Source organism: Xanthobacter albus (assembly GCF_043194895.2).
Taxonomy (GTDB): domain Bacteria; phylum Pseudomonadota; class Alphaproteobacteria; order Rhizobiales; family Xanthobacteraceae; genus Xanthobacter.
In genome coordinates, this window is the sequence record NZ_CM195532.1 from 558,399 (window position 1) to 585,105 (window position 26,707).

General features: G+C 69.4%; 25 protein-coding genes. 10 read left to right on the forward strand and 15 right to left on the reverse strand.

Annotated elements, in window-relative coordinates; translation table 11 throughout:
- Nucleotides 1-33 precede the first annotated feature (33 nt).
- On the forward strand, nt 34-2,538 hold the full coding sequence (gene hrpB / locus V5F75_RS02520; protein ID WP_509212137.1) for an ATP-dependent helicase HrpB: 2,505 nt from the start codon (nt 34-36) through the stop codon (nt 2,536-2,538).
- Nucleotides 2,539-2,678: 140 nt separating this feature from the next.
- On the opposite strand, the gene V5F75_RS02525 is transcribed toward hrpB, so the two are convergent.
- The gene (locus V5F75_RS02525) at nt 2,679-3,074 is read right to left on the reverse strand and encodes an acyl-CoA thioesterase (protein ID WP_394032948.1); all 396 of its coding nucleotides are present in this window, start codon (nt 3,072-3,074) and stop codon (nt 2,679-2,681) included.
- A 483-nt stretch (nt 3,075-3,557) separates the two neighbouring features.
- On the opposite strand from V5F75_RS02525, the gene V5F75_RS02530 reads away from it, so the two are divergent.
- The 5 genes from V5F75_RS02530 to V5F75_RS02550 all read left to right on the forward strand — a co-directional run bounded on the left by V5F75_RS02530 (nt 3,558) and on the right by V5F75_RS02550 (nt 6,958).
- The gene (locus V5F75_RS02530; RefSeq protein WP_394033624.1) at nt 3,558-4,622 is read left to right on the forward strand and encodes a linear amide C-N hydrolase; all 1,065 of its coding nucleotides are present in this window, start codon (nt 3,558-3,560) and stop codon (nt 4,620-4,622) included.
- A 173-nt stretch (nt 4,623-4,795) separates the two neighbouring features.
- On the forward strand, nt 4,796-5,170 hold the full coding sequence (gene rplU, locus V5F75_RS02535) for a 50S ribosomal protein L21 (protein ID WP_394032949.1): 375 nt from the start codon (nt 4,796-4,798) through the stop codon (nt 5,168-5,170).
- A gap of 20 nt (nt 5,171-5,190) precedes the next feature.
- Nucleotides 5,191-5,463, forward strand: coding sequence for a 50S ribosomal protein L27 (gene rpmA, locus V5F75_RS02540; protein ID WP_393988717.1), 273 nt, complete (start codon nt 5,191-5,193; stop codon nt 5,461-5,463).
- 184 nt (nt 5,464-5,647) lie between these two features.
- Nucleotides 5,648-6,280: a GNAT family N-acetyltransferase gene (locus V5F75_RS02545; RefSeq protein WP_394032950.1), complete on the forward strand. Its 633-nt coding sequence runs from the start codon at nt 5,648-5,650 to the stop codon at nt 6,278-6,280.
- Between the two features lie 165 nt (nt 6,281-6,445).
- Nucleotides 6,446-6,958, forward strand: a complete 513-nt coding sequence (locus V5F75_RS02550; RefSeq protein WP_394032951.1) for an RNA pyrophosphohydrolase — start codon at nt 6,446-6,448, stop codon at nt 6,956-6,958.
- Between the two features lie 74 nt (nt 6,959-7,032).
- Here the strand turns inward: V5F75_RS02550 and V5F75_RS02555 are convergent, their stop codons facing one another.
- The 4 genes from V5F75_RS02555 to V5F75_RS02570 all read right to left on the reverse strand — a co-directional run bounded on the left by V5F75_RS02555 (nt 7,033) and on the right by V5F75_RS02570 (nt 10,998).
- A complete protein-coding gene (locus tag V5F75_RS02555) occupies nt 7,033-7,647 on the reverse strand; it encodes a 2-hydroxychromene-2-carboxylate isomerase (protein WP_394032952.1) in 615 nt (204 codons plus the stop codon).
- Between the two features lie 59 nt (nt 7,648-7,706).
- Entirely contained in the window at nt 7,707-8,702 is a 996-nt protein-coding gene (locus V5F75_RS02560; RefSeq protein WP_394032953.1) for an Hsp33 family molecular chaperone, read from the reverse strand.
- 164 nt (nt 8,703-8,866) lie between these two features.
- Nucleotides 8,867-9,793, reverse strand: a complete 927-nt coding sequence (gene argF, locus V5F75_RS02565) for an ornithine carbamoyltransferase (RefSeq protein WP_394032954.1) — start codon at nt 9,791-9,793, stop codon at nt 8,867-8,869.
- Nucleotides 9,790-10,998, reverse strand: coding sequence for an aspartate aminotransferase family protein (locus tag V5F75_RS02570; RefSeq protein WP_394032955.1), 1,209 nt, complete (start codon nt 10,996-10,998; stop codon nt 9,790-9,792). The genes argF and V5F75_RS02570 overlap by 4 nt, the downstream gene beginning before the upstream one ends.
- A 639-nt stretch (nt 10,999-11,637) precedes the next feature.
- Here V5F75_RS02570 and V5F75_RS02575 point away from each other — a divergent pair.
- On the forward strand, nt 11,638-12,165 hold the full coding sequence (locus tag V5F75_RS02575; RefSeq protein ID WP_394032956.1) for a GcrA family cell cycle regulator: 528 nt from the start codon (nt 11,638-11,640) through the stop codon (nt 12,163-12,165).
- A 505-nt stretch (nt 12,166-12,670) separates the two neighbouring features.
- On the opposite strand, the gene phoB is transcribed toward V5F75_RS02575, so the two are convergent.
- From phoB to V5F75_RS02610, 7 genes are all read right to left on the reverse strand, one after another.
- Nucleotides 12,671-13,372, reverse strand: coding sequence for a phosphate regulon transcriptional regulator PhoB (gene phoB, locus V5F75_RS02580; protein WP_393988709.1), 702 nt, complete (start codon nt 13,370-13,372; stop codon nt 12,671-12,673).
- A 115-nt stretch (nt 13,373-13,487) separates the two neighbouring features.
- A complete protein-coding gene (phoU, locus tag V5F75_RS02585) occupies nt 13,488-14,216 on the reverse strand; it encodes a phosphate signaling complex protein PhoU (protein WP_394032957.1) in 729 nt (242 codons plus the stop codon).
- A 19-nt stretch (nt 14,217-14,235) separates the two neighbouring features.
- Nucleotides 14,236-15,060: a phosphate ABC transporter ATP-binding protein PstB gene (gene pstB / locus V5F75_RS02590; protein ID WP_393988707.1), complete on the reverse strand. Its 825-nt coding sequence runs from the start codon at nt 15,058-15,060 to the stop codon at nt 14,236-14,238.
- Between the two features lie 83 nt (nt 15,061-15,143).
- Nucleotides 15,144-15,977, reverse strand: coding sequence for a phosphate ABC transporter permease PstA (gene pstA, locus V5F75_RS02595; protein WP_394032958.1), 834 nt, complete (start codon nt 15,975-15,977; stop codon nt 15,144-15,146).
- Nucleotides 15,978-15,992: 15 nt separating this feature from the next.
- Entirely contained in the window at nt 15,993-16,970 is a 978-nt protein-coding gene (gene pstC / locus V5F75_RS02600) for a phosphate ABC transporter permease subunit PstC (RefSeq protein WP_394032959.1), read from the reverse strand.
- A gap of 274 nt (nt 16,971-17,244) precedes the next feature.
- The gene (pstS, locus tag V5F75_RS02605) at nt 17,245-18,285 is read right to left on the reverse strand and encodes a phosphate ABC transporter substrate-binding protein PstS (protein ID WP_394032960.1); all 1,041 of its coding nucleotides are present in this window, start codon (nt 18,283-18,285) and stop codon (nt 17,245-17,247) included.
- Nucleotides 18,286-18,496: 211 nt separating this feature from the next.
- Complete coding sequence (locus tag V5F75_RS02610; RefSeq protein ID WP_394032961.1) at nt 18,497-19,840, reverse strand: ATP-binding protein; 1,344 nt, start codon at nt 19,838-19,840, stop codon at nt 18,497-18,499.
- Between the two features lie 328 nt (nt 19,841-20,168).
- Between V5F75_RS02610 and V5F75_RS02615 the strand changes: the two genes are divergently transcribed.
- On the forward strand, nt 20,169-20,792 hold the full coding sequence (locus tag V5F75_RS02615) for a hypothetical protein (protein ID WP_394032962.1): 624 nt from the start codon (nt 20,169-20,171) through the stop codon (nt 20,790-20,792).
- A gap of 33 nt (nt 20,793-20,825) precedes the next feature.
- Here the strand turns inward: V5F75_RS02615 and V5F75_RS02620 are convergent, their stop codons facing one another.
- Together V5F75_RS02620 and V5F75_RS02625 are read right to left on the reverse strand one after the other, a co-directional pair.
- On the reverse strand, nt 20,826-21,917 hold the full coding sequence (locus V5F75_RS02620) for a putative bifunctional lysylphosphatidylglycerol flippase/synthetase (RefSeq protein ID WP_394032963.1): 1,092 nt from the start codon (nt 21,915-21,917) through the stop codon (nt 20,826-20,828).
- A gap of 201 nt (nt 21,918-22,118) precedes the next feature.
- Entirely contained in the window at nt 22,119-24,005 is a 1,887-nt protein-coding gene (locus tag V5F75_RS02625) for a potassium transporter Kup (RefSeq protein WP_394032964.1), read from the reverse strand.
- Between the two features lie 294 nt (nt 24,006-24,299).
- On the opposite strand from V5F75_RS02625, the gene trmD reads away from it, so the two are divergent.
- Nucleotides 24,300-25,022, forward strand: a complete 723-nt coding sequence (gene trmD, locus V5F75_RS02630; RefSeq protein ID WP_394032965.1) for a tRNA (guanosine(37)-N1)-methyltransferase TrmD — start codon at nt 24,300-24,302, stop codon at nt 25,020-25,022.
- A 119-nt stretch (nt 25,023-25,141) separates the two neighbouring features.
- Nucleotides 25,142-25,552: a 50S ribosomal protein L19 gene (rplS, locus tag V5F75_RS02635; RefSeq protein WP_394032966.1), complete on the forward strand. Its 411-nt coding sequence runs from the start codon at nt 25,142-25,144 to the stop codon at nt 25,550-25,552.
- A 205-nt stretch (nt 25,553-25,757) separates the two neighbouring features.
- On the opposite strand, the gene V5F75_RS02640 is transcribed toward rplS, so the two are convergent.
- Nucleotides 25,758-26,696 carry a hypothetical protein gene (locus V5F75_RS02640; RefSeq protein ID WP_394032967.1) on the reverse strand — a complete coding sequence of 313 codons (939 nt, stop codon included), beginning with the start codon at nt 26,694-26,696 and terminating at the stop codon, nt 25,758-25,760.
- Nucleotides 26,697-26,707: the final 11 nt, after the last annotated feature.

A 26,707-nucleotide genomic window follows, 5' to 3' on the forward strand; every position in this document is an offset into this window, starting at 1 on the left:
TGTTATATGAGGCGGGCGAACCTCCCTTTGCCAATGGCCGGCGCCCTGCCCTATGAGGCGGGCGTGATGTTCGCCTCTCCCCTGCCCATCGATGCCGTCCTCGGCGACCTCGCCGCCACCCTCGCCTCCTCCCCGTGCGCGGTTCTGGTGGCGCCTCCGGGGGCCGGCAAGACCACCCGCGTGCCCCTCGCGCTGCTCGACCAGCCCTGGGTGAAGGGCGGGCGCATCCTGGTTCTGGAGCCCCGCCGCCTCGCCGCCCGCGCCGCCGCCCACCGCATGGCCCAGACCCTGGGGGAGAAGGTGGGGGAGACGGTGGGTTACCGGGTCCGCCTCAAGGCCGAGGTCTCCCGCCGCACCCGCATCGAGGTGGTCACCGAGGGCGTGTTCACCCGCATGGTGCTTGACGATCCTGAGCTTTCCGGCGTCGCCGCCGTGCTGTTCGACGAGTTCCACGAGCGCAGCCTCGATGCCGACCTGGGGCTCGCCCTCGCCCTCGACAGCCAGCGCTCCCTGCGCGAGGACCTGCGCCTCCTCGCCATGTCCGCCACCCTCGACGGCGCCCGCGTCGCCACCCTGATGGGCGATGGCACAGCGCCCGCCCCGGTGGTGGAAAGCGAGGGCCGGGCGTTCCCGGTGGAGACCCGTTACCTCGGCCGCGACGCCCGCATCCCCATCGACCGGCAGATGGCCGACGCCATCCTGGAAGCGCTGGCGCGCGAGCGCGGATCCGTGCTCGCCTTCCTGCCCGGCGCCGCCGAGATCCGCCGCACGGGAGACCTGCTGCGCGAACGGGTGCGCGCCCCCGACACGGATATCGTCGCCCTGTTCGGCGCCCTGGACCAGGCCGAGCAGGACCGGGCGGTGCTGCCCGCGCCGAAGGGGCGGCGCAAGGTGGTGCTGGCCACCTCCATCGCCGAGACCTCCCTCACCATCGAGGGGGTGCGGGTGGTGGTGGACTGCGGCCTGTCCCGCGTGCCCCGCTTCGAGCCGGACGTGGGCCTCACCCGCCTGGAAACCATCCGCGTCTCCCGCGCCGGAGCGGACCAGCGGCGCGGCCGCGCGGGGCGCACGGAGCCGGGCGTGTGCTACCGCCTGTGGGGCGAGGGCGAAACCGCCGCGCTCCCCGCCTTCGCCACGCCCGAGATCCTGGCCGCCGACCTCAGCGGGCTGGTGCTGGACCTCGCGCGCGTCGGCGTGCGCGACCCCGCCGCCCTGCCCTTTCTCGATCCCCCGCCCGCGCCGGCGGTGAGCGAGGCGAAGGCGCTGCTGCGCCTGCTCGGCGCCCTCGATGCCGACGACGGCGTGACCGCCCTCGGCGCGCGCATGGCCCGGCTGCCCCTGCCGCCGCGCCTCGCCCACATGGTGGTGACGGGCGCCGACCGGGGCGCGGGGCCCCTCGCCGCCGACATCGCCGCGCTGGTGTCCGAGCGCGGGCTCGGTGGCGACAGCGTGGACCTGCTGCACCGGCTGGACGATTTCCGGCGCGACCGCTCCCGCCGGGCCGAGGACGCGCGCCGCCTCGCGGGACGCTGGGCGGAACTGGCCGGCGGCGGGAAAGGCGGCGCCGCGCCCTCCCCGGCGGCCCTGCTCGCCCTCGCCTATCCCGACCGGGTGGCGAAGGCGCGTGGCGACGGCACGCGCTTCCTGCTCGCCAACGGCCGCGGCGCGGTGATGGACCCGGCCGCCAGCCTCGCCCGCGCGCCGTTCCTTGCGGTGGCGGAGGTGAGCGGCCGCGCCGAGGCCGCCCGCATCACCCTCGCCGCCGCGCTGGAGGCGGAGGAGCTGGAGGCCCAGTTCGCCGATGCCATCACCGATCGCACGGAGATCGCCTTCGATGCCGCCGCCGGCGCGGTGCGGGCGCGGCGGGTGCGGCGGCTCGGCGCCCTGGTGCTGGCGGATGCGCCGCAGCCCGTGCCGCCCGGCGCGGAAACCGCCCGCATCCTGGCCGAGGGGCTCGCGGGCACCGATCTCTCGCGCCTGCCCATGAGCCCGGCCCTGAAGCAGTGGCGCGCCCGCGTCGCCTTCCTGCGCGCGGCCGAAGGCGACGACTGGCCGGACCTCTCCGACGCCACGCTCGCCGCCACCGCCGGCACATGGCTCGCGCCTTTCCTCGAAGGGCGGACCGGCCGAGCCGACGCAGGTGCGGACGTGGTGTCGAACGCCCTCCACGCCCTCCTGCCCTATGGCCTTTCGGCGCGGCTGGAAGCGGAGGCGCCCACCCATTTCACCGCGCCCACCGGCTCGCGCCTCGCCATCGCCTACGACGCCGAGGGCGGACCGCAGGTGGAGGTGCGGGTGCAGGAGCTGTTCGGGTTGAAGACGCATCCGGCCATCGCCGGCGGTCGGGTGCCGCTCACCCTGGCGCTGCTCTCGCCGGCGCACCGGCCGATCCAGGTGACGAAGGACCTGCCGCAATTCTGGCGCGGCTCCTGGCGCGACGTGCGCGCCGAGATGCGCGGGCGCTATCCCAAGCACCCCTGGCCGGAGGAACCCGCCGAGGCGCCCCCCACAACGCGCGCCAAGCCGCGCGGCACCTGAGGCCAGCAGCCGGCAGCCTCGACCATGCGCCTTCGGCTAACCCCACACGGGGTTAGGGCGCCCCCCAGGCGCCGGACGAAGACGAAGCCAACGGGACAGGGCACGCGCGGGAGCCGACGGACCGGACGGCGCAGTGCCGTTCACGCCTCGGGCGGGAGCGCGCGCGGGCGGCCGGCGGCGTCGATGGCGACGAAGGTGAAGACCGCCTCGGTGACCTTGGTGGTCTCCTCGCTGTCGCGGGCGCGACGCCAAGCCTCCACCACGATGCGCATGGAGGTGCGCCCCGCCTTTTCGAGCGCGGCGAACAGGCTCACCTCGTCACCCACCAGCACCGGCGAGAGGAAGCTGATGGCCTCCACCGCCACGGTGGCGGCGCGGCCGCGGGAGCGGCGGGCGGCGACGTTGCCAGCGGCGAGGTCCATCTGCGACATCAGCCAGCCGCCGAAGATGTCCCCGCTCGGATTGGTATCCGCCGGCATGGCGATGGTGCGAATGACCGGAATGCCATCGGGCATCTTCGACTCTTTGTCGTACATCCTCGTCTCTCCAACGGTGCGGGCCGGCGGCGGGGCCGCCTCGCCTCCCGATTAGACAAAATCCAGGGTTGGCACACCCAAATTTGATCCAGCTCAGAGAATCGGTCCGCGACCTGTGCTTTCTTCCACTTGTCCATGTCTTTTCGGGGCAGACAGGGCATGGATAACCGGCTCCACCCGGCTGTGTGGGTGGAGCCGGTATCTTCCTCTTTCATTCTTCTCTCTCAAGCTCGAATATCGCATATCAGCGTACCGCTTGACGCCATGCTGGCGCGCGGCGCGCCGCGCGCGACTCCGGAGAGAACCGCCATGCCGAACATGTCCCAGGGCGCCAGCTCTACCCTCAGCCGCGATGCCACAGCCCAGAGCGCTCCGCGTGCCGCCGGCCGCGGCTTGGTAAAATGGCGCGGCATCGGCCTTGCCGGCCTTGGGCTCGGCCTCGGTGCCGCGCTCGGCCCCAGCTCGCTTCTCGGCATGGCGGTGATGGGGCTGGCGCTGGCGGGCGGCGTGCTTGCGTCCACCCGCCCGGCGGAAGCCTGCACCCGCGCGGTCTATCTCGGCGGGGAAGACATGGTGGTCACCGGCCGGTCCATGGACTGGGCGGAGGACATGCGCTCCAACCTCTGGGCGTTCCCCGCCGGTATCGCACGCGAGGGAGCGGCCGGCACCAACACGCCGAAGTGGGTTTCCAAATACGGCAGCGTCACCGCCTCCGGCTATGACGTCGGCACCGCCGACGGCATGAACGAGAAGGGGCTCGTCGCCAACCTGCTCTATCTGGCGGAATCCGAATACGCCAAGCCGGACGGGCGACCCGCCCTCTCCATCAGCCTGTGGGCGCAATATGTGCTCGACAATTTCGCGACGGTGAACGAGGCCGTGGAGGCCCTTTCCAAGGAGCCGTTCGTGGTGGTGACCGCGGTGCTGCCCAACGGGCGCGCGGCCCAGCTCCACCTCGCCATCTCCGACCCCTCCGGCGACAGCGCCATCTTCGAGTATCTCGGCGGCAGGCTCGTCATCCACCACGGGCGCCAGTACCAGGTGATGACCAACTCGCCCTCCTACGACCAGCAGATCGCGCTCAATACCTATTGGGAGCAGATCGGCGGCACCGTGTTCCTGCCCGGCACCTTCCGGGCGGCGGATCGCTTCGCGCGCGCGAGCTTCCTCATCAAGGCGCTGCCCACCAAGGCCGAGCCCGCCATCATCACCGCCGTGCCCGACCATAGCTACGCCAACCAGGCGGTGGGCTCCGTCGCCAGCGTGATGCGGGCGGTGAGCGTGCCGCTCGGCTTCAGCGAGCCCGGCTCTCCCAACATCGCCTCCACGATCTGGCGCACGGTGAGCGACCAGAAGAACCGCGTCTACTTCTTCGATTCCGCCACCAGCCCCAACGCCTTCTGGGTGCCGCTCGCGGACCTCGACCTGAAGCCCGGCGCCCCCGTGCGCAAGCTGCCGCTCACCGGCGGACGGCTCTATTCCGGCAATGCGGCGCAGGCGTTCGAGCCCGCCACGCCCTTCACCTTCATGCCGGTGGACGTGAAATAACGAGCAGGCGGGCGACGCGCGCCCGATGCGGCGCGCATTGACTTTCGCCCCCCGTTTCCTGTATCCAGCCATCTTCGCGCGGGCCCTTGCGCCCGCATTCCCGAACCGACCGAAAGAAGCCCACCCTCCGGATCACCCCGGAGAGGCGTGGCGGAACACGAAAGCGAGACAGAATGTTCGCGGTCATCAAGGCAAACGGCAAGCAGTATCGCGTTGCCGCCGCCGATGAAATCACCATCGATTACCTCGACGCCGAGGTGGGTGCCATCTTCACCTTCCCGGTGCTGATGCTGAGCGGCAAGTCCACCGCCGTGGGCACCCCCCACGTCAATGGCGCCACCGTCACCGGCGAAGTGGTCGAGCAGACCCGCGGCGACAAGGTCATCGCGTTCAAGAAGCGCCGCCGGCAGAACTCCCGCCGCAAGCGTGGCTTCCGCGCCGACCTGACCGTGGTGCGCATCACCGAGATTTCCGGCCTGGGCGAGACCGTCAAGGCCGAGGCCAAAACCGAAGGCGCGCCGGCTTCCGAAGCCGCTGCCGACGCCTGATCTGAACGAGGAGAGCAACAATGGCTCATAAAAAGGCAGGCGGCTCGTCCCGTAACGGTCGCGATTCCGAGAGCAAGCGCCTTGGCGTGAAGCGCTTTGGTGGCCAGGCGGTCATTCCGGGCAACATCATCGTGCGCCAGCGCGGCACCCAGTGGCATCCGGGCACCAATGTGGGCATCGGCAAGGACCACACCCTGTTCGCCCTGGTGGCCGGCAAAGTGGAATTCCGCACCAAAGCCAACGACCGAACCTACGTATCGGTCGTTCCCGCCGCCGCCGAGGCGGCTGAGTAAGCCGGCGAGACCGCTTGAATGCAGGATCCCGCCGGTCTCGTCGAACCGGGGGGAGCCTGAGCCGGGCCTCCGAAGCGCCAGAGCGGATCGCAAGATCCGCCCGCTTCACGGACTGGGCTCCGAACGAACCGGGGAGACGAGACGTCTTCCCGGTTTTCGTTTGTCCAGCCGACAGGAGCCCGCCATGACCATCGTCGAACTGCCGCCCGAAAGGCCCCTCGCGGAGCCGAGTATCCCCGTCCTCGAGACCGAGCGGCTCGTGCTCCGCGCGCCGCGCATCGAGGACATTCCCGCAGTCGCGGAGCTCGCCAACAACCGCCGGATCGCGGAAATGACCGCGAACCTGCCCTTCCCCTATCGCGCCTCCGACGCCAGCGCCTTCGTCGAGAGCCTCGCCGCCACGCCGCATTCGGCCACCTTCGCCTTGTTGCTGAAGCGCGAGGGGCACCTGGAGTTCGCCGGCATGTGCGGCTTCGGCCAGCGGCCCGCCGAGGCCGATCCCGAGATCGGCTACTGGGTGGGCGAGCCCCATTGGGGCCTCGGCATCGCCACCGAGGCGGCGCGCGCCGTCATCGACTACGTCTTCTCGCAGACCGGCATCACGACCTTGGCGGGCGCGGCGCGGGTGGTCAATCCGGCCTCGCGCCGGGTGCTGGAGAAGTGCGGCTTCCAGTGGTGCGGGGTCGGCCTGTGCCAGGTGCGCGCGCTCGGCGCCTCCGTGCCGGTGGACCGCTTCCAGCTCGACCGGCGCACCTGGGCCTCGCTCCGGGCCTGGGGCTCCACCGTGCTGCCGCACCTGCGCGCCGCCGCGCACTGAGCGGAACGCGGCCTTCACGGGCGTCCGGGGACACGGCTGGCCCCGGACTCCCGTGCACCGATGGTCGCCGCCGGGCGTGCCGCGCACTCTTCCGCTGCGGCAGATCTTGCGTTGCAGCGCGGCAGGGCCCATCACACGGCGAAACGCGTCGCCGGGGGCCCGACCATGAGCAAGCATCACCACCACGACCTTCCCTACCGCCCGTGTGTGGGCCTGTGCGTCTTCAACGGCGCGGGAAAGGTCTTCGTCGGCCGCCGCCTCGGCGGGCCGGAGCATGTGGACGCCACTCATTCCTGGCAGTTGCCCCAGGGCGGCATCGACAAGGGCGAGGAGCCCTTCGACGCGGCCCTGCGCGAGCTCTACGAGGAGACCTCCATGCGCTCCGTGGTACGGCTGGGCGAGGTGGAGGAGTGGCTCTCCTACGACCTGCCGGGCCGCGTCGCGGGCGAAGCCTGGAAGGGCAAGTATCGCGGCCAGACCCAGAAGTGGTTCGCCCTGCGCTTCACCGGCGCCGAGGGCGAGATCAACATCACCACCCCCGGCGGCGGCGTCCACAAGCCGGAATTCATGGACTGGCGCTGGGAAGACCTCGAGCGGATCACCGATCTTGTCATCCCCTTCAAGCGGCAGGTCTATGAAGAGGTGGTGCGCAGCTTCCGCCGTTTCGCGGGCCAGTAAACTCAAAGGCGCGCGGCATTTGAGCAAAACCGCTGGACCCGCTCAAGGATTGGGGCCGACGGCATGAGGCCGCCTCAGGCGGCCCCACCGGACTTCAGGGCCTTCAGCTTCTCCGCCACGAAATCGAGCCGGTCCTGGCCGAAATAGAGCTCGCCGCCCACCACATAGGTGGGTGAGCCGAACACTCCGGCCTCGATCGCCTCGGCGGTGCTGCGCTCGACCCGCTCTGCCGCCTCCACCGTATCGGACAATGTGGCGAGGCGGGCGCCGTCGAGGCCCACCCCGTCCGCGAGGCGGATGAGATTTGCCCGCTCGGAGATCTGGATATCCCGCGCCCATACGGCTGAAAGGCAGGCGCCGATGAGCTCCGCCGGGTCGAGGCCCTCCATCTGCGCGGCGCAGATGAGGCGGCAGGCGGGCAGCGTATCCGTGGGCCAGAAGGCCGGCTCGGTGTTGATGGGGATGCCGGCGCGGTTCGCCCAGCGCACGATGTCAGCCTTGCGATAGGCGTTGCGCTGGGGCGACTGCCTGGCCGGGGCGGTGGAGCCGCCGGCTGCGAACACCTTCAGGATGTCCACCGGCCGCCAGAGGATGTCGGCGCCCGCTTCCCGCGCGATGGCGCGCAGGCGCGCGTGGCCGAGATAGGCATAGCCGGACTGCGGGCTGAAATAGCAGGTGACCTCGGTCATGATCCGCCTCCCTGGAAAGCGTGCCGCGGGCGGCAGGCCGCCGCCCGCATGCCCGGCGCTCAGGCGTCCGTCTCGCCCAGAACCTCTTCCGCGGCAAAGCCATAGGTGCGGCCGCAGAACTCGCAGGTCACCGTGACCCGGCCATCATCCTGGATCATCCCGCGCCGCTCCTCCGCCGAGAAGGAGGCGAGCACTCCCGCCACCCGCTCGCGCGAGCAGGAGCAGTGGGCGGCGATGGACAGCGGCTCGAACACTCGCACCCCGCGCTCGTTGAACAGCCGATAGAGCAGGCGCTCGCTGGAAAGATCCCTGTCGAGCAGCTCCACGTCCTCCAGCGTGCCCACCAGGGAGCGCGCCTCCACCCAGGCGTCGTCCTCGTCCAGGGTGTGCGGCGCGGTGCCTTCCGGCGCGTCGCCGGGCGCAAGGTCCGCCATGCGCGCGCGGGAGGCGTCGTCCGGCAGGAACTGGGCGAGCAGCCCGCCCGCGCGCCAGGAGGAGGCCTGCCCCCCCGGCCGCAGCTCCTCGCCCACGGCCAGGCGCACGCGGGTGGGGATCTGCTCCGACTGGTGGAAATATTCGTGTGCCGCCGCTTCCAGGCCCGAGCCATCGAGCGCCACCACCCCCTGGTAGCGGTTGGAGGAGATGCCCTGGTCGATGGTCATGGCCAGATGGCCGCGGCCGAGCAGGGTGGCCGGCGCGGTATCGTTGCGCGCCTCGGCGGCGGCGAGGGCGTCCTTGTCGAAGCGGGCATAGGCACGGATCTTGTCCGGACTCACGAAGTCCGCCACCACCATGTCCACCGGGCCGTCGGTCTGGGTCTGGAGAATGAAGCGGCCCTCGAACTTGAGGGAGGAGCCGAGCAGCACCGCCAGCACCACGGCCTCTCCCACCACCCGCTTCACGGCCGGGGGATAATCATGGTGCGCGAGCACGGTGTCGAGGGTGGGCCCGAGCCGGACGACGCGGCCCCGAAGATCCAGCGCATCCACCTGGAAGGCGGTGACGATGTCGTCCTGCGCCTCTTCCCTGGCGCTGCGCGCGCGCGCGGCACTCATGCGCTCCTCCTTCGTTGAACCGCTCTCGTATGGCGTGGAAACCGGCCGGCGTGAAGAAAAAGCGTCGATCGGGGGGCGCGGCGGCGCCACGCCGATGCCGGAAGCGGGCCGGCATCGGCCACCAGCCCGCAAGGCCCTGCGCGGCCGGAGCCGCGCGCCGGACCTCACGCGGTGTGGAAGCACCAGGCGAGGATGCCCTTCTGGGCGTGCAGGCGGTTCTCCGCTTCGTCGAACACCACCGATTGCGGCCCGTCCATCACCTCGCTGGTCACCTCCTCGCCGCGGTGGGCGGGCAGGCAGTGCATGAAGATGGCGTCCTTGCGGGCGCGGGCCATCAGGGCGCCGTTCACCTGGTAGGGCTTCAGCAGGTTGTGGCGGCGCTCCGCCTCCTTGTCGCCCATGGAGACCCAGGTGTCGGTAAGGACGCAGTCCGCGCCCTCCACAGCCTCTTCCGGGTCGCGCATGAAGGAGACCTTGGCCTTGGTGCGCTTCACGAAATCCTTCAGCGCCTGACGCGGCCCGAGCTCCTTCGGCGTCGCCACCTTCATGGAGAAATCGAACCGCTCGGCGGCATGGACCCAGCTCGCGAGCACGTTGTTGGCATCGCCCGTCCAGGCCACCTGGCTGCCCTGGATGCAGCCGCGATGCTCCTCGAAGGTCAGCACGTCCGCCATCACCTGGCAGGGGTGGGAGATGCGGGTGAGCCCGTTGATGACCGGCACGGTGGCGTAGTCGGCGAGCTCCGTGAGGTCGTCATGGTCCAGGATGCGGATCATGATGGCGTCCACGAAGCGCGAGAGCACGCGGGCGGTGTCCGCGATGGTCTCGCCGCGGCCGAGCTGCATCTCCTGGCCGGTGAGCATGATCGTCTCGCCGCCGAGCTGGCGCATGGCCACGTCGAACGACACGCGGGTGCGCGTCGAGGGCTTGTCGAACACCATGGCCAGGGTCTTGCCGACGAGGGGGCGATGATCCATTTCGCCCGCCTTGCGCCGGGCCTTGAGATCCTTGGACAGGTCCAGCACCCGGCGCAACTCGTCCGCCGGGATCTCCGACAGGTCGAGAAAATGGCGCAAACCGTTCTCCGTCATTCCGCTGCCCCCATGGCCGGAGCGGGCTCCAGCGCCTGCTCCAGCCGCACACACGCGGCCTCGATCTTCTCCACCGCCAGGTCGGCCTCGTCCGCCGAGACCACCAGGGGCGGCAGCAGCCGCACCACATTGTCGGCGGCGCCGGGGGCCAGCAGCCCCTCCGCGCGCATCGCCACCACGAGATCGGCCGCCGGCACCTGGGCCTTCAGCCCCAGCAGCAGCCCCTTGCCGCGCACCTCCGCCAGCACGCGCGGATGGCGCGCCACCACCGCCCCGAGCTTTTCCTTCAGCCGGGCGGAAATGGCATTCACATGGTCGAGGAAGCCCTCGGCCAGCACCAGGTCCAGCACCGCATCGCCCACCGCCATGGCGAGCGGGTTGCCGCCATAGGTGGAGCCGTGGGTGCCGAGGGTCATGCCCTTGGCGGCCGCCTCGGTGGCGAGGCAGGCGCCCATGGGGAAGCCGCCGCCGATGCCCTTGGCCACGGCCATGATGTCGGGCGTGACACCTTCCCATTCATGGGCAAAGAGCTTGCCGGTGCGGGCCACGCCGCACTGCACTTCGTCGAGCACCAGCAGCAGGCCCTTCTCGTCGCACAGGGCGCGCAGCGCCCGGAGGAAGCCCTCCGGCGGCACGCGCACGCCGCCCTCGCCCTGCACCGGCTCCAGCAGGATGGCGCCGGTGTAGGGGGTGACGGCCGCCCTGACCGCCTCGATGTCGCCGAACGGAACCTGATCGAAGCCCGGCAGCGCGGGCTCGAAGCCCTCCAGGTATTTCGGGTTGCCGCCGGCCGCGATGGTCGCGAGCGTGCGGCCATGGAAGGCGCCCTGGAAGGTGATGATGCGGTTCTTCTCCGGATTGCCGTTCGCGAACTGGTACTTGCGCGCCATCTTGATGGCGCACTCCAGGGCCTCGGCACCCGAATTGGTGAAGAACATGGTGTCCGCGAAAGTCACCGAAGACAGGCGCGCGGCCAGCTTCTCCCCGCCCGGAATCCGGAACAGGTTGGAGGTATGCCACAGCTTCCGCGCCTGCTGGCTCAGCGCGTCCACCAGATAGGGGTGCGCATGGCCGAGCACGTTCACCGCGATGCCGGCGGTGAAATCGAGGAAACGTCGCCCGTCCGTCGTGACGAGCCAGCAGCCCTCTCCCCGCTCGAACTCGAGGTCGATGCGCGCGTAGGTCGGCAGAACGGCGGTGATCACTTGATCCTCCTGAAAACGTGCCTTGATCCGGCGAAATATAGAAGCCGAAGACAACATCTTCATTGCTGGTGGCGAACCGGGCTCCTGCGGAAGGCAGCTTCCGCCCGGAAGGCCGGCCCGTGAATGCCCCGAGACTCGGGGCGACCGGGTGTCGGCGCTGGGCGAAGGTGTCTGGAGCGGCCGCCGGCCGCCAGACCCCCCGCGGCGCAGGCCCCGGGCAGGCAAAATTAAAAAAGGCCGCCCCAGCGGGGGAGCGGCCCGACACCGGCAAATACTAATGATCGCGCGCGGGAGGTCAACACATCTGAAAGGCGTGCGGCGCGCGCCCGCGCGAGGCCCCCGCGCACGGCGCCGGACATGATGCCCGCGGGCAACGATCTGGGGAAAACGACGCGCGAACGTTAACCGACTCTGTCACCCGCGCGCCCCATATTGTAGCGTATGGAACATCGCCTACGAGATCTCGTGCGATTAAGCTTCCTGGGACCTATGGGTTGTTAACCTTCCACATGCTTGGCGCATGTGGGGCCGAGGAAGGAGTCCGGGTGGTCTCGGGCAGCATGGCGGTGCTGCCATCCGGCGACAATTGGGCGCCGCCCAAGACCGGCGCCGGCAAGATGCGGCAAATGGAGAAGAGCGATGAGCTGGAATGACGAGCGCGTCGAACTCTTGAAGAAGCTCTGGAGCGAAGGCCTCTCCGCGAGCCAGATTGCGAATGAACTCGGCGACATCACCCGCAACGCGGTGATCGGCAAGGTGCACAGGCTGGGGCTTTCCGGCCGCGCCAAGTCATCCTCGGCATCGGCGGTGCGGCCCCAGCGCCCCAACCGCCCCGAGAGCCCGCGTGACCAGACCCGGCCGCAGCGTCCCCTGGTACAGGGCAACACCGCCCTCGCTGCCGAGATCGACGACCTGCCCGAGGAGGCCCCCGCCCCCGCGCCGCAGCCCGTGGCGAGCGACAACGTGGTGTCCATGGGCCAGCGCTGCACCATCATGAACCTCACGGAGAGCACCTGCCGCTGGCCGATGGGCGAGCCGGGTACCGAGAGCTTCTATTTCTGCGGCGGCAAGAGCAATCCGGGAATGCCCTATTGCACCCAGCATGCCCGCATCGCCTACCAGCCGGTGCAGGATCGCCGTCGCGACCGGCGCCTCGCCTACCTCTGACAACAGCGTGGCCGGGCTCGCGCCCGGCCGGCCGTTCCGCTCGGCAACGGTTCCATCAGTGTGATAGGGCACGCCGTTCACCGACACGGGGACGGCCTGAGGTTCCTGCGCTCGGTGGCGGGAATTCCGGCGTGACATTCCTTGTGTTTCAGCCGCCGCGGCGGCATCCACGTCGCTGAGACAGACGCGAGCCCGGCGTCAAAGCCTGATCCGCATCAGCCACGCGGCAGCGACCGAGCCGGTCACCGGCAAGCCCCGACCCCGCTCCCGATAGCCGCCGGACTGCGCCCCTCCTCGCGCCACGCACCATTCATTTCCAAAATGATCTTCGCGCGCGGCGATCGCTTCTGGCTGCAGAGACGACGCGTTTTTCAGGCGAACAGTGAGCGCTGCGCGGAAAGTGCTCCAGAAGCACACCGGCGCCGCCGCCCTGAGCGCAAGGAGAGCGCCGTTCGGCGCTCGACCGGGGAAGATGGATCACCCAACCACGGTGGGCGAGCGGCCATCAGTGCGCCCGCGCGAACATCTCGTTGAAGGAGTAGCCGGCGCCGCGTACGGTCCGGATCGGGTCCGACTGGCGCCCGCGATTGATCGCCTTGCGCAGCCGGCCGACATGCACGTCCACCGTGCGCTCGTCGATATAGACGTCCTGGCCCCACACGCCATCGAGCAATTGCTCACGCGAGAAGACGCGGCCGGGGCTCTGCATCAGGAATTCGAGCAAGCGGAACTCGGTCGGCCCGAGATGAACCTCACGGCCAGCACGGTGGACCCGATGGGTCTCGCGGTCCAGCTCGATGTCTCCCGCGCGCAGCAGGGTCGCCACATGCTCCGGCTTGGCGCGGCGCAGCAGCGCACGCACGCGCGCCAGCAGCTCCGGCACGGAGAAGGGCTTCACCACATAGTCGTCGGCGCCCGTGGCGAGGCCGCGCACCCGCTCCGTCTCATCGCCGCGGGCAGTCAGCATGATGACCGGCAGGCGCTCGGTTTCCGGGCGCGTGCGCAGGCGGCGGCATAGCTCGATGCCTGAGAGGCCGGGCAGCATCCAATCCAGGATGACGAGATCCGGCACGCTCTCCCGCAGCCGGGTCTCGGCATCGTCGCCGCGCCCGACATTCTCCACCGCATAGCCTTCCGACTCCAGATTGTACCGGAGCAGGAGGGTCAACGGCTCTTCGTCCTCGACAATCAGAATACGCGCCGGCACAGCCTATCACCCATCCACGTCGAGACGTTCTTTGACACAGCCTCGCGCCATCCCGCCCGTGCGGCGGGTCTGGCGCGGCCGCTGCCCGCCTGAGCGGCGGGCAGGGCATCCGGCATCAGGCCTGCTTGGTCTGGCCGGGGAAGGCGACCGTGGTGTCGCTGGAGGCATCCGCCTTCGGGCGGCTCTCCGGCAGCACCTGTCCGGTCACCATGTAGTAGACGACTTCCGCGATGTTGGTCGCGTGGTCGCCCATGCGCTCGATGTTCTTCGCGCAGAAGAGAAGATGCGTGCACACGGAGATGTTGCGCGGATCTTCCATCATGTAGGTGAGCAGCTCGCGGAACAGCGAGGTGTACATGGTGTCGATGGCGTCGTCGCGGCCCCACACGTCCAGCGCCTTGGCCTCGTTGCGGCCGGCGTAGGCGTCGAGCACCTCCTTGAGCTGCTCGAGCACCAGGTCGGACATGTGCTCCACGCCGCGCACCAGCTTCTGCGGATGGTACTCGCCCTCGATGGCGATCACCCGCTTGCCGACGTTCTTGGCGAGGTCGCCGATGCGCTCGAGGTCGTTGGCGATGCGGATGGCCGCCACGATCTCGCGCAGGTCGCTGGCCACCGGCTGGCGCTTGGCGATGACGAGCACCGCCTTGTCCTCGATGTCACGCTGCACCTGGTCCACGCCCGCGTCGAGCGAGACGACCTTCTGCGCGATGGCAATGTCGCGCTTGATGAGCGCGGTCATGCTGTCGGCCACCAGGCGTTCCGCCTGGCCGCCCATCTCCACCACCTTGCGTCCGATCTCTTTGAGCTCGACGTCGAAGGAGGTCACGGTATGCTCGGGCATCTGCGCCATCCTGTTTTCCTCAGCCGAAGCGGCCGGTGATGTAATCACGCGTCTTGATCTCCTTCGGGTTCGTGAAGATCACGTCCGAAGGCGCCACCTCGATCAGCTCGCCCAGGTAGAAGAAGGCGGTGATGTCGGCGCAACGCGCGGCCTGCTGCATGTTATGGGTCACGATGACGATGGTGAAGTCGCGCTTCAGCTCGTCGATCAGGTCCTCGATCTTCGAGGTCGAGATGGGGTCCAGCGCCGAGGTGGGCTCGTCGAGCAGGATCACCTCCGGACGCACGGCGATGGTGCGGGCGATGCACAGGCGCTGCTGCTGGCCACCGGACATGCCGAGCGCGGACGTGTTCAGGCGGTCCTTGGTCTCGTCCCAGATGGCCGCCTTGCGCAGGCACCATTCCACGCGCTCGTCCATCTGCGACTTGTTCAGCCGCTCGTGCAGGCGCACGCCGAAGGCGATGTTGTCATAGATGGACATGGGGAAGGGCGTCGGCTTCTGGAACACCATGCCGATGCGGCTGCGCACCACGGTGGAGTCGAGCTCCTTGCCGATGATGTTCACGCCGTCGAACAGCACCTGCCCCTCGGCGCGCTGGCCGGGGTAGAGGTCGTACATCCGGTTGAACACACGCAGCAGCGTGGACTTGCCACAGCCCGAGGGGCCGATCATGGCGGTCACCCGCTTCTCGGGGATCTCGAAATTGATGCCCTTCAGCGCGTGGCTCTGGCCGTAATAGAACTGAAGGTTGTCGACCTTGAGCTTCGCGGGAGCGGGCGGCGCGTCGGGCCGGGCCGCGACCGAGGTGGCGATGCTGAGGGTGGGATCGACCGCAGACGTCATCTGAGCCTCACTGGAATTTACATGCCCGGAGCTGCCGGGCTTGGATCTCGGGCAGCCCGGCGCATTCGCGCCGGGCGGCGATGTCAATTGCCGCGGGCCAGAACCAGACGCGACGCCACGTTCAGCACGAGCACGCCGACGGTGATGAGCAGCGCACCGGCCCAGGCAAGTGCGACCCAGTCATCGAACGGACTTCCGGCATACTGATAGATCGCGACCGGCAGGCTGGCCATGGGCTTCGAGAGATCGAGCGACCAGGCATTGTTGCCGAGCGAGGTGAACAGCAGCGGCGCCGTCTCGCCCGCCGCGCGGGCGATGGAGAGCAGCAGGCCGGTGACGATGCCCGCGCGCGCGGCGCGCCAAGTCACGAACATCACCACCTTCCACTGCGGCGCGCCGAGGGCGAAGGCCGCCTCGCGCAGACCCACCGGCACCAGGTTCAACATGTCCTCGGTGGTGCGCACCACCACCGGGATCACCAGGATGGCGAGAGCGAGCGCGCCGGCCCAGCCGGAGAAGCCGCCGAGCGGCACCACCAGCAGGGTATAGATAAACAGGCCGACCAGGATGGACGGCGCCGAGAGCAGGATGTCGTTCACGAACCGGGTCGCCGAGGCGATCCTGGTGCCCCTGCCGTTCTCCGCGAGGAAGGTGCCCGCGAAGATGCCGATGGGCGCGCCGATGAGCATGGCGATGCCCACCTGGATCAGCGAGCCCGCGATGGCGTTGGCGAGACCGCCATTCGCTCCGGGAGGAGCCGTGACGTTGGTGAAGACCGAGAAGCTGAGCGCCGGCAGGCCGCGGGCGAGCAGGGTCCACAGGATCCACGCGAGGAGGAAGAGAGCGAAGGCCGCGAAACCCACGGACACCGCTTTCACGATGTTGTCCTTGGCGCGGCGGGCGGCGAGCGATGCCATGGCTGGTCCCCCGGATCAGTCCATCCGCGAGCGAACGAGCGCCCGGGACAGTGCCAGCACGATGAAGGAGATGACGAACAGGATGAAGCCGAGCTGCAGCAGCGAGGTCAGCTTCAGGGAGCCGAGCGGCGCTTCCGGGAACTCGTTGGCGATGGTGGAGGCGATGGTCGCGCCCGGCGCGAACAGGGAGGCGGAGAGGCGCGTGGCGTTGCCGATCACGAAGGTGACCGCCATGGTCTCGCCGAGCGCGCGGCCGAGGCCGAGCATGATGGCACCCACCATGGCCGTCTTGCCGTAGGGCACCGAGACGTTCTTGTAGACCTCATAGGTGGTGCCGCCGACGCCGTAGGCCGACTCCTTCAGCATCGCCGGCACCGACTCCAGCGTCTCCACGAACATGGCCGTGATGAAGGGCAGGATCATCACCGCGAGGATGAGGCCTGCGGTGAGCATGCCCGAGCCCAGCGGCGGGCCCTGGAACAGCAGGCCGATGACCGGCAGGTCGCCGAACACGGAGATGAGCGGGGGCTGCACATAGGCGGCAATGAGCGGCACGATGACGAAGAAGCCCCACATGCCGTAGATGATGGAGGGCACCGCGGCCAGCAACTGCACCGCCACGCCGATGGGGCGCTTCAGCGGCTGCGGCGCGATCTCCGTGAGGAAGAAGGCGATGCCGAACGACAGCGGCAGGGCGACCACGACGGCGATCACGGCGCTGAACAGCGTGCCGTAGATCATCACCAGCGCGCCGTAGTTCTCGGTCACCGGATTCCAGCTGGCGGTCCAGATGAACTCGAGGCCGAAGTGCTGCAGCGCGGGCAGGCCGCCCTTGAACAGCTCGGCGATGATCAGGCCGAGCAGCACCAGGACGAAGATGCCGCTGGCCCAGAGCAAGCCAACGAAGATGGGATCGGAAATCCGGCCGGTCCCCTTGGCCTTGCTGATGGGTTCGAGCGGTGCCGTCCCCAAACCATCCATCGTCGCGTCCATCTGATGCCCATCCCTGCGCCGCCCTGGGCGACCTTGAGTTGCGACTACCGCTGCGCCGATCGAGCCGGGCGGCGTGAAATTTCGTGCCCCAAATCCCGTGCGCCGGAACCCGCGCCATCGCGCCATGTGTCGGAGGCGAGGCGTCGAGGGCGATGCGGACGGGCGCGCGCCCGTCGCGGAAGCGAGGCGGGGTCCGGCACGGGCCCGCCGCCTCACCCGAAACCTTGCCCGCGCACGAGCGCGGACAAGGCGGATCGGCCTCAGGACAGCCGGATCAGAGGACCGGCTTGCCTTCGGGGGTGAGGATTTCCTTCTTGAAGGCTTCCTCGACCCGCTTCACGACAGCCTCGGGCAGCGGGATGTAGTGGAGCTTCTCGGCGGTCTCGCGACCTTCCTTGCCGTAGGCCCACTTGAAGAACTCCATGGTCACGCGCGAGGCGTCGACGTTCTTGGGGTCCTTCGGCAGCAGCACGTAGGTGGGGCTGACGATCGGCCAGGCGGCCTCGGCCGGGGCGTCGATCATGGACGCGGCGAAGTCGGTGGCGTTGTCCCAGTCGGCGGCGGCGGCGGCAGCCTCGAACGCCTTGGTCTCAGGCGACACGAACTTGCCGGCCTTGTTCTGGAGCTGGGTCACCACCAGGTTGTTGGCGGCGGCGTAGATGAACTCCACGTAGCCGATGCCACCCTTGGTGTTCTTCACGTTGCCGGTCACGCCCTCGTTGCCCTTGGCGCCAGCGCCCACCGGCCACTGAACCGAGGTGGCCGAGCCGACCTTGGACTTCCAGTCGGGGCTCACGGCCGAGAGGTAGGAGGTGAAGATGGCGGTGGTGCCCGAGGAGTCGGAGCGGTACACCGGCACGATCGCCTGCGACGGCAGCTTCACGCCGGGGTTGAGGTCGGCGATCACCTTGTCGTCCCACTTGGTGATCTTGCCGAGGTAGATGTCGGCGAGCACCGGGCCCGTCAGCTTGAGCTGGTTGGTGGTGACGCCGTCGAGGTTGACGGTGGCGACCACGGAGCCGATCACGGTCGGGAACTGCAGCAGCTTGTTGGCCGCGAGCTTCTCGGAAGGAACGGTGGCGTCGGAGGCGCCGAAGTCCACGGTGCGGTTGATGATCTGGTTCTGACCGCCGCCGGAGCCAATGGACTGATAGTTCAGCGCGTTGCCGGTCTTCTCCTTAAACTTCATGCCCCAGGCCTGGTACACAGGAGCCGGGAAGGAGGCGCCCGCGCCGGTAAAGTCGACGGCCTGAGCGCTGCCGGCGAAAAGCATGCCGGTCACGGCGAAAGCGCCGAGAGCAGTGGTGAGCTTCACGATTTCTCTCCTTGCCAATGTCATTGCTGCCCGACGACCCCGGCGACCCATCCACGCCCCTTGCAGCACATCCCCGATGCGCAAGCATGGCGCGCCCATGGCCCCGGCCGTGACGCAACACTGGGCTGGGGACTTCTAGTCCCTGCGGAGCAAGTTTCTATGACCGCTCCATGACACAAGGATGACGAAATAAACAACTGCAACTTCAGCGTTATTTTTTCTGATCCGGCGAAATATCCAGGCGGACCGCGAAATTCGCGCCGGCGCCGAGGGTGCTCTCGATGGCGAGACGGCCCCGATGGCGGGCCACGATGTGCTTCACGATCGCGAGCCCGAGCCCGGTTCCGCCCTGGTCCCGGCTTGCCGCAACGTCCACCCGGTAGAAGCGCTCGGTGAGGCGTGGCAGGTGCTCGGGCGCGATGCCCGGCCCGAAGTCGCGCACCGAGGCCACCGCCACCGGCCCGCGCGGCCCCGGCTCAAGGCCCAGGGTCACCTGCACCGTCTTGCCATCCGCGCCATATTTCAAGGCGTTCTCCACCAGGTTCTCGAACAGGCGGATGAGCTCGTCACGGTCGCCGCGCACCCGCACGCCCCGCGTCACCCGTGCGAGATCCAGCTCCACGCCGCGCTCGGCGGCAAGCGGGGTCAGCGTGTCGCAGACATGGGAGACGATGGCGTCGAGCTCCACCTCGGTCTCTGGCTGCACATGGGCGTTGAGCTCGATGCGCGAGAGCGACAGCAGGTCGTCGATCAGCCGCGACATCCGCCGCGCCTGGGCGGCCATGATGGCGAGGAAGCGCTCGCGGGCCGCGGTATCGTTGCGCGCCGGCCCCTGCAGGGTCTCGATGAAGCCGGAAAGGGAGGCGAGCGGCGTGCGCAGCTCGTGGCTGGCATTGGCGACGAAATCCGCCCGCATCTGCTCCACCCGGCGCTGCTGGGTGAGGTCGCGGAACGTGAGCAGAACGGCGTCCGGAGAGGCACCGCTGCGGCTCCAGGTGTCCACGTCGAGGTGCAGGGGCACCACATGGGCCTCGAGCCAGCGGTCGAGGGGCACGCGCTCGGCGAACTCCACGCGGCGCGGCAGGCCGTCGGTGGCGGCGGCGCGCACGGCGTCGAGCACCTCGGGCACCCGCACCAGGAACGACAGCGGGTCACCCACCCGCGCCGGGCCGATGGCGAGGGCCACCCGCGCGTTGGCGGTGACGATCTCGCCCTCCGGCGTCAGCAGCAAGGCCGGCTCCGGAAGAGCGCACACCACGGCCTCCACCTTGGCATCCTCACGGCGAGGCGCGGGGCCGGGCGCGGGCGGTGGCGCCGCCGGCGCCTCCCGCCGCGGGGCCGGCCACAACGCGGCGCCCCCCACGAGCACGGCCAGCGCACACCCCAGCAATGGATCGAGCAGGCCGAAGACGACGCCGAGCGCCCCCATCGCCAGCGCCGCCAGCACAAGCCACGGGCGCGGCCCTTCCGCCCACGCCCGCGCGAGGCGGCGGCGTGCGGAAGACGGCGCGGCTGCGGCCCCAGGCGCCTCCGCGCCCCTGTCCTGAACGCTCATCGCTCCTCCCCTCGCCTCCTCGCGGCCCCTTGCGCCGCGGCCGGCGTGGGCGTGCCCTTCCTTTTCCGTACCGGCGCGGCGATGGCCCGAGGCTCAGTCCGCGCGGGAGCGGGCCGGGCCGTGGAGAACAGAGTCGTCCGTCCGGTTTCAGAATGCGAAGATCGCCCCGCAACACGAAGGCATTACGACAGATTTCCCCCGCATGCGAGGCCGCCGGCCGGGACCGCCCCTGTGCGGGTCGGTGACGCAATGTGAACGCCGCACGCCCTGATGTGACCGGACGGCAGGTGCAGGTCTGCTATGACACCGCCCAGGAAGGGAGTGCCTCATGGGCGCGATGCGTATCTTTCGGGCTTCCGGCAGGGTCGCCGCCGTGCTGGCGCTTGGGCTCGGGCCGGCGCTTGCCGATCCGCTGCCGGCACCGGCCGGAGACTTCAGCCTGAAGGCCCGGCTGCCGCATGGCGCCCTCGCCGAGATGGCCTACAGCCAGCGCAGGATGCGGACGGAAGTGAGCAAGCCCGACGTCGCGGGCACCATGGTGGCCCTCATCGAGCTCGACACCCGCCGCATGGTCATGCTGAGCCCGCAGATGCCGAAGGTCGCGCTCGAAATGTCCATGCTGCCCGAATACGTGGTGGGCACGGTGACCGGCACCGGCACCCGCACCGGACGCTCGGAGGTGGCGGGAGTGCCCTGCGACCTGTGGCGCATCGACCCCCCGGCGGAACTCAAGGGCAAGGCGGTGTCGCTGGAAGCGTGCATCACCCCGGACGGCATCTCGCTGCGGGCGGAAGTGGAGATCCAGGGCAGCCGGAAAATGCTTTACGAGGCGACCGAACTGGTCCGCGCCCCTCAGAACCCGACGCTGTTCGCGCTGCCACCGGGGGTCAAGGTGGTGAAGATGCCCAAGGACAAGCTCGGCCTGATCCCCGGCGGCGTACCCAAATTCTGAAGCACGGGCGCGTTGGAGCGAGCGGAACGCCCGCTACCGGGCCGCGCGCCGGATGCGATCCGCCGGCTCGGCCGCAGCAGCTTCGGGCTCATCGCGCAGCTCCCCCGCCTCTTCCTGTCCTGCCGGCGCGGCGCATGCCTTGCGCCGTCCGAAGCTGAAGGTGCCGAGCCGGACCTCGCGGATGCCCAGCAGAGTGAGGGCGAAGGCGAAGGGCACGATGTAATAGAAGAGGCGGAAGATGAGCAGCGCGCCCACCATCTCGCCCTTGTCGAACTGCGGGAGCGCCACCAGGAGGGCGGCATCGAACACGCCAAGCCCGCCCGGTGCGTGGCTCGCGAAGCCCAGCAGGGTGGCGGTGACGAAGATGACCGCCAGCGACACCGGATCGATATAGGGCGAGGCCGGCATGAGCATGTACATGGCGGCCGCGCACAGGCTGAGGTCGAGGATGCCGATGCCCATCTGCAGCAGGGTGGAGCGACCCGCCGGCAGGGTCACGAACCACGACGAGCGGCCGATGTTGCGCGGCGCCGCCGACACCCACGCCACATAGACGGCGAGCAGCACCAGCGCGCCGATGCCGATCATGCGGTTCATGGCCGGCGGCAGGTGGTCCACCGCCGTGGCGGCATCGGGATGGATGGTGATGCCGAGCCCCAGCACCGCGAGGTTGCCGAGCCAGAAGGTGAGGCCCGCGATGAAGCAGATCTTGGCCACGTCGATGGCGCCGAGGCCCCAGGCCGAATAGATGCGGTAGCGCACCGAGCCGCCGGTGAAGACGGTGAAGCCCACGTTGTGGCCGATGGAATAGGAGCAGAAACCCGCCAGCGCCGCCACCCGGTAGGGCACCCCATCCTTGCCGATGGTCCGCAGGGCGAACCAGTCGTAGAAGGTCAGCGTCAGATAGGCGCAGGCGACCAGCACGAAGGCGATGGCCACATGCAGCGGGTCCTTGTGGGAGAGGGCCTTCAGCACCGAATGCAACTTCAGGTCGTGAAGCATCCGGTAGAGCACCACCGCGGCGAAGGCGATGACGGCCAGGCTCAGCAGCAGCCCGAGACCATGAAGACCGACTTTGTCGCGCAGGAAGGCCCAAACCCTGGAAAGACCCGATCTCACACCCATACCGACACCATCCCCCCGCCCCTGGACCGTAGAAGCGCGCAACCGGCACGCCTTTCCGGCAACTGAACGCTTCCTCGCCCGGCTTCGAGGGCGCCTCTTTCAGGGCGCCGTGCGGCGCGGCGCACCGCGCTTCCTGCCGAACCTGACGCGCACAAAACACCAAAAAGCGTCAGCTTGCGGGCAGGGCTCCTCCCCGCGCCATCACATCTTCACGGGATATCCGATCTCCACCGTGCGCGCCCGCGGCAGGCCGAAGCGGTCCACGGAGCGCTCGGCATTGCGGGCGAGGAAGGCGAACACGTGCGCCACGATATCGCGCAGGCGCACCACCTCGTCCGGCGGGATGATGCGCTCGTGCCCGATCACGTAGACGGCGGCATCGGGATCGATGCCGCGCGCGCTCAGGGCCGGGCCGAGCACGGAGGGCACGTCGATCTGCTGCATGTAGCCGAAGCGCAGGTCCACCCGCACGAAATTCTCGTTGAGCGTGGTCACCCGCACCCGGTCCTCCACCGAGACGCGAGGCCGCGCGGCGATCCACACCGAGACGATGACCGCCTTCTCGAACCGCACCTTGAGCAGCTCCGCCATGCGCGAGAGCGCCACTGGCGTCATCGCGCCCGCGCGGGAGAGGAAGATGGCGGTGCGCGGGCTGTCCACGTCGCCGGAGCGGTCCTTGCGGGCCATGAAGGCGTCGAGCGGTTCGGTGAAGCGCACCTGCTGGGACACCACCGCCTCCAGCCCCCGCCTCCAGCTCACCATGACGAGGATGATGACGCCGGCGATGGTCAGCGGCAGCCAGCCGCCGTCGTGCAGCTTGGTCAGGTTGGCGGAGGCGAAGGAGAAGTCCATCGTCAGCACCAGCACCGCCATCACCCACACCGCCGGCGCCGGCCAGCCCCAGGAGCGATGCACCTGGGCGATGAACAGCACCGAGGTGGTCACCATGGCGAACGCCACCGCGATGCCGTAGGCCGAGGCCAGCCGCTCCGAGCCGCCGAAGCCGATCACCACCGCGATGCAGGCGATCATCAGCAGCCAGTTGAGCCGGCCCACATAGATGTGCTGCTCGTTGTGCTCGGAGGTGTAGCGGATGCGCATGGGCGGCAGGTAGCCGAGCTCGATGGCCTGCTTGGCCAGCGAGAACACGCCGGTGATGATCGACTGCGAGGCGATCACCGTCGCCGCCGTCGCGAGGAACAGCAGCGGCACGTCGAACACGTCGGGCGAGAGATCGTAGAAGGGGTTGCGGACCGCGTTCGGGTCCACCAGCAGGATCGCGCCCTGGCCGTAATAGTTGAGCAGCAGCGCCGGCATGGCCACAAACAGCCAGGCCCGCGCGATGACCCTGCGGCCGAAGTGGCCGAGATCGGCATAGAGCGCCTCGCCGCCGGTGATGGCCAGGAAGCAGGCGCCGAGGATGACGCCCGCCAGCCCCGGATGATCCAGCATGAGCAGCACGCCGTGGCGCGGATCGAGCCCCGCGAGCACCTGCGGCGCCTGCACGATGCCGTACACGCCCATGGCCGCGAGCGCGGTGAACCACAGCAGCATGATCGGCCCGAAGAACGAAGCGATGCGCTCGGTGCCCAGCCTTTGGGACAGGAAGATGGCGAGCAGCACCAGCACCGTGAGCATCACCACCCAGTGGTCCAGCTCCGGCGCGATCACCTGAAGCCCCTCGATGGCCGAGAGCACCGACATGGCGGGGGTGAGGACGCCGTCGCCGATCAGCATGGCCGAGCCGATGAGGCCCGCCGCCAGCAGATACCACCGCAGGCCCAGCGCGCTGCGATGCAGGTCGAGCAGGGTCACGAGCGCGAGGATGCCGCCTTCGCCGTCATTGTCGGCGCGCAGCACCAGCATCACGTATTTCACGGTGACGGAGAGGATGATGCTCCAGGTGATGAGCGAGAGCAGGCCCAGCACGTCCTCGCCCATGAAATTGGTGCCGCCCACGGCGAGCACGCCCTGCTTCAGGGTGTAGAGGGGACTGGTGCCGATATCTCCGAAGACGACGCCCAGGGCGCCGATTTCCGCTGCGAAAGGCAGGGTTCGGGTGCGGTCGCGGGTGAGGCTGGTGGCCATGGCGGAGCGTCCGGCCCTTCAGCGCGCGCGCGAACGGGAAGAAGGAGGAATGCGGATCAAGACCACGCCATCACTTTCGCACCAGGTCTCGCCCTGTGACCCGAACGGAGCTTCGATCAAGGGAGGCCCCCGCAGCACTTGATCCCGCATCATGGCGGATGCTCCACACCTAGCCCTGTTCGCCTGGGATGACAATGCACGGCATCATGACGGCGGCCGCGCCGCATTTGACCTTGCCGCCCAACTCGCCCATGAGCGGGGCATGACAGCCACCGCGCCGGGATCTGCCGCGCCATGACCTTCCGCGCCAGCATCCTCACCCTTTACCCGGAAATGTTCCCCGGCCCGCTCGGCCACGCGCTCGCCGGCAAGGCCCTGGCGCGCGGGCTGTGGAGCCTCGATGCGCTGCAGATCCGTGATTTCGCCCTCGACCGCCACCGCTCCGTGGACGACACCCCGGCCGGCGGCGGCCCGGGCATGGTGATGCGCGCCGACGTGCTCGCCCGCGCCATCGATGCCGCCGCACCGCCCGACGACCCGCGGCCCCGCCTGCTGATGACGCCCCGCGGCCGCCCCCTCACCCAGGCGCGCGTGCGCGAGCTGGCGGCCGGGCCGGGCGCCGTCATCCTCTGCGGCCGGTTCGAGGGCGTGGACGAGCGCATCGTGGCGGCGCGCCGGCTGGAGGAGGTCTGCGTGGGAGATGTCGTGCTCTCCGGCGGCGAGGCGGCGGCGCTGCTGCTGCTCGACGCCTGCGTGCGGCTCATCCCCGGCGTCATGGGCAAGACGGAGAGCGGGGAGGACGAGAGCTTCTCCGGCAACCTCCTGGAATATCCGCAATACACGCGGCCCCAGGAGTTCGAGGGCATGACCATCCCCGAGGTGCTGGTGAGCGGCGACCATGCCCGCATACGGCGCTGGCGCCACGCCGAGGCCGTGGCCATCACCCGCGCCCGCCGGCCGGATCTCCTGGGCGAACCGCCACCGGCGTGTGACGGCCCGGTGAAGGAAAGGGAATGACAGCGCACCCGTTTCAATGTATGGAGCCGCGTCCCCTGAACTGACAACGACACGATGCGGCGCCGGGGCAGGCGCGGGCCATCCCGCGTTTTTAAAGGCGACCGCTAGAGGTTGGTGACATGAACATCATTGAAACGCTCGAAGCCGAGCAGGCAACCAAGCTCGCCGAGAAGCGCGCGATCCCGGAATTCCAGCCGGGCGATACGGTGATCGTGAACGTGAAGGTGGTCGAAGGCGACCGCACCCGCGTGCAGGCCTATGAGGGCGTCGTGATCGCGCGCTCCGGCGGCGGCCTGAACGAGAGCTTCACCGTCCGCAAGATTTCCTACGGCGAGGGCGTGGAGCGCGTGTTCCCGGTCTATTCGCCGCTGATCGATTCCATCAAGGTGGTGCGCCGCGGCAAGGTGCGCCGCGCCAAGCTCTATTACCTGCGCGATCGCCGCGGCAAGTCGGCCCGCATCGCCGAGCGCCAGGATCGCGGCGCCGACGGCAAGGTGAAGAAGGGCGCTGCCCCCACCGCCGCCGAGTGACCCCGAGGGGCGGGACAGCCCCGCCCCTCGCATTCTTCACGCCGCCGGCCTCCCGGCGGCGTTTTTGTTTCCGGCGCTCCGGCCCCCTCATGCCTGCGGCCCCGGCCGGCACCAGGGCACCGCGCGGACACGTCCACGGGCCAGCGACAGCAGGCCCCAAAGCCCATGACCGCAGCCTGCGGACAAAGCAGGCGGGCCTTTGGCGTCAGTCGCGCGGCTTCACATCCTTCAGCCGGCCGATGAGGCCGTCGGGGTCCGCGTCGAATGCGCGGCGCACCGCGTCGAGCGCGCTCACGCCGCCGCGATAGCTGGCGCCGCCCACGTGCAGCCAGCCATCCACCAGCATCTTCGGCTCGCTCCAGCCGCCGTCCACCTCCGGCACCGAGACGGTGCGCGCCCTCGGCCATGCCAATGCCTGCGGATCGAAATCCCGATAGAGCGCGTACCAGTTGCGGCCGCCGGTATCGGTGCCGAGCAGGCGGTCGGGGCCGAAATCCAGCGCGGCAGCGGCGAGGCTGCCGTGGAACACGCTGAAGCCCGGCCACAGGTACCACGCCTTCACCCGCGTGCTCTTGCGCTTCACGCCATAGACCGGCTGGCGCGCCACGGTGCCGGCGAGATCCATGGGCTCCAGCGCCACCAGGTCGTGGTCGAGCATGGCGAAGGCCCTCGGGTGCACGGGGCGGACGATGTTGTGGAACACCCAGTTGGCCGCCGCCGCGTGGGAGCGCGCGGAGCGCACGCGCACGAACGGCGCCGGCGGCAGCGACAGATAGGCAAGGCCCCGTTCCGCCGCCAGGGCGGCATGGGCCGCGCGCGCCTGCGGCTCGGTGGAATTGTCGCACACCAGAAGCGGAGTTCCAGGCAGGAAGCGCGCCATGGAATCCGCCAGCAGCCCCACCGCCTCCGGCACATTGTAGGCGATGGTGATGGCGAGGGTGTCCGCGTCCCGCTCCCGAAGCCGGCGCACCACCTCGTCCTGCCCCGGCGCCCGCCGCGTGCGGTAGATGCGGTCCAGCACCGCGTATCGCGCATGGTTGAGCCAATGCAGGCCGGGCACGCCCGCGAACCGCCCGGCGAACACCAGCGGCTCCGGCGCGGTGCGGCGCCCGGATCGCGCGGTCTTCGGTTGCTGCTCGCTCATGCGCCTTCTCC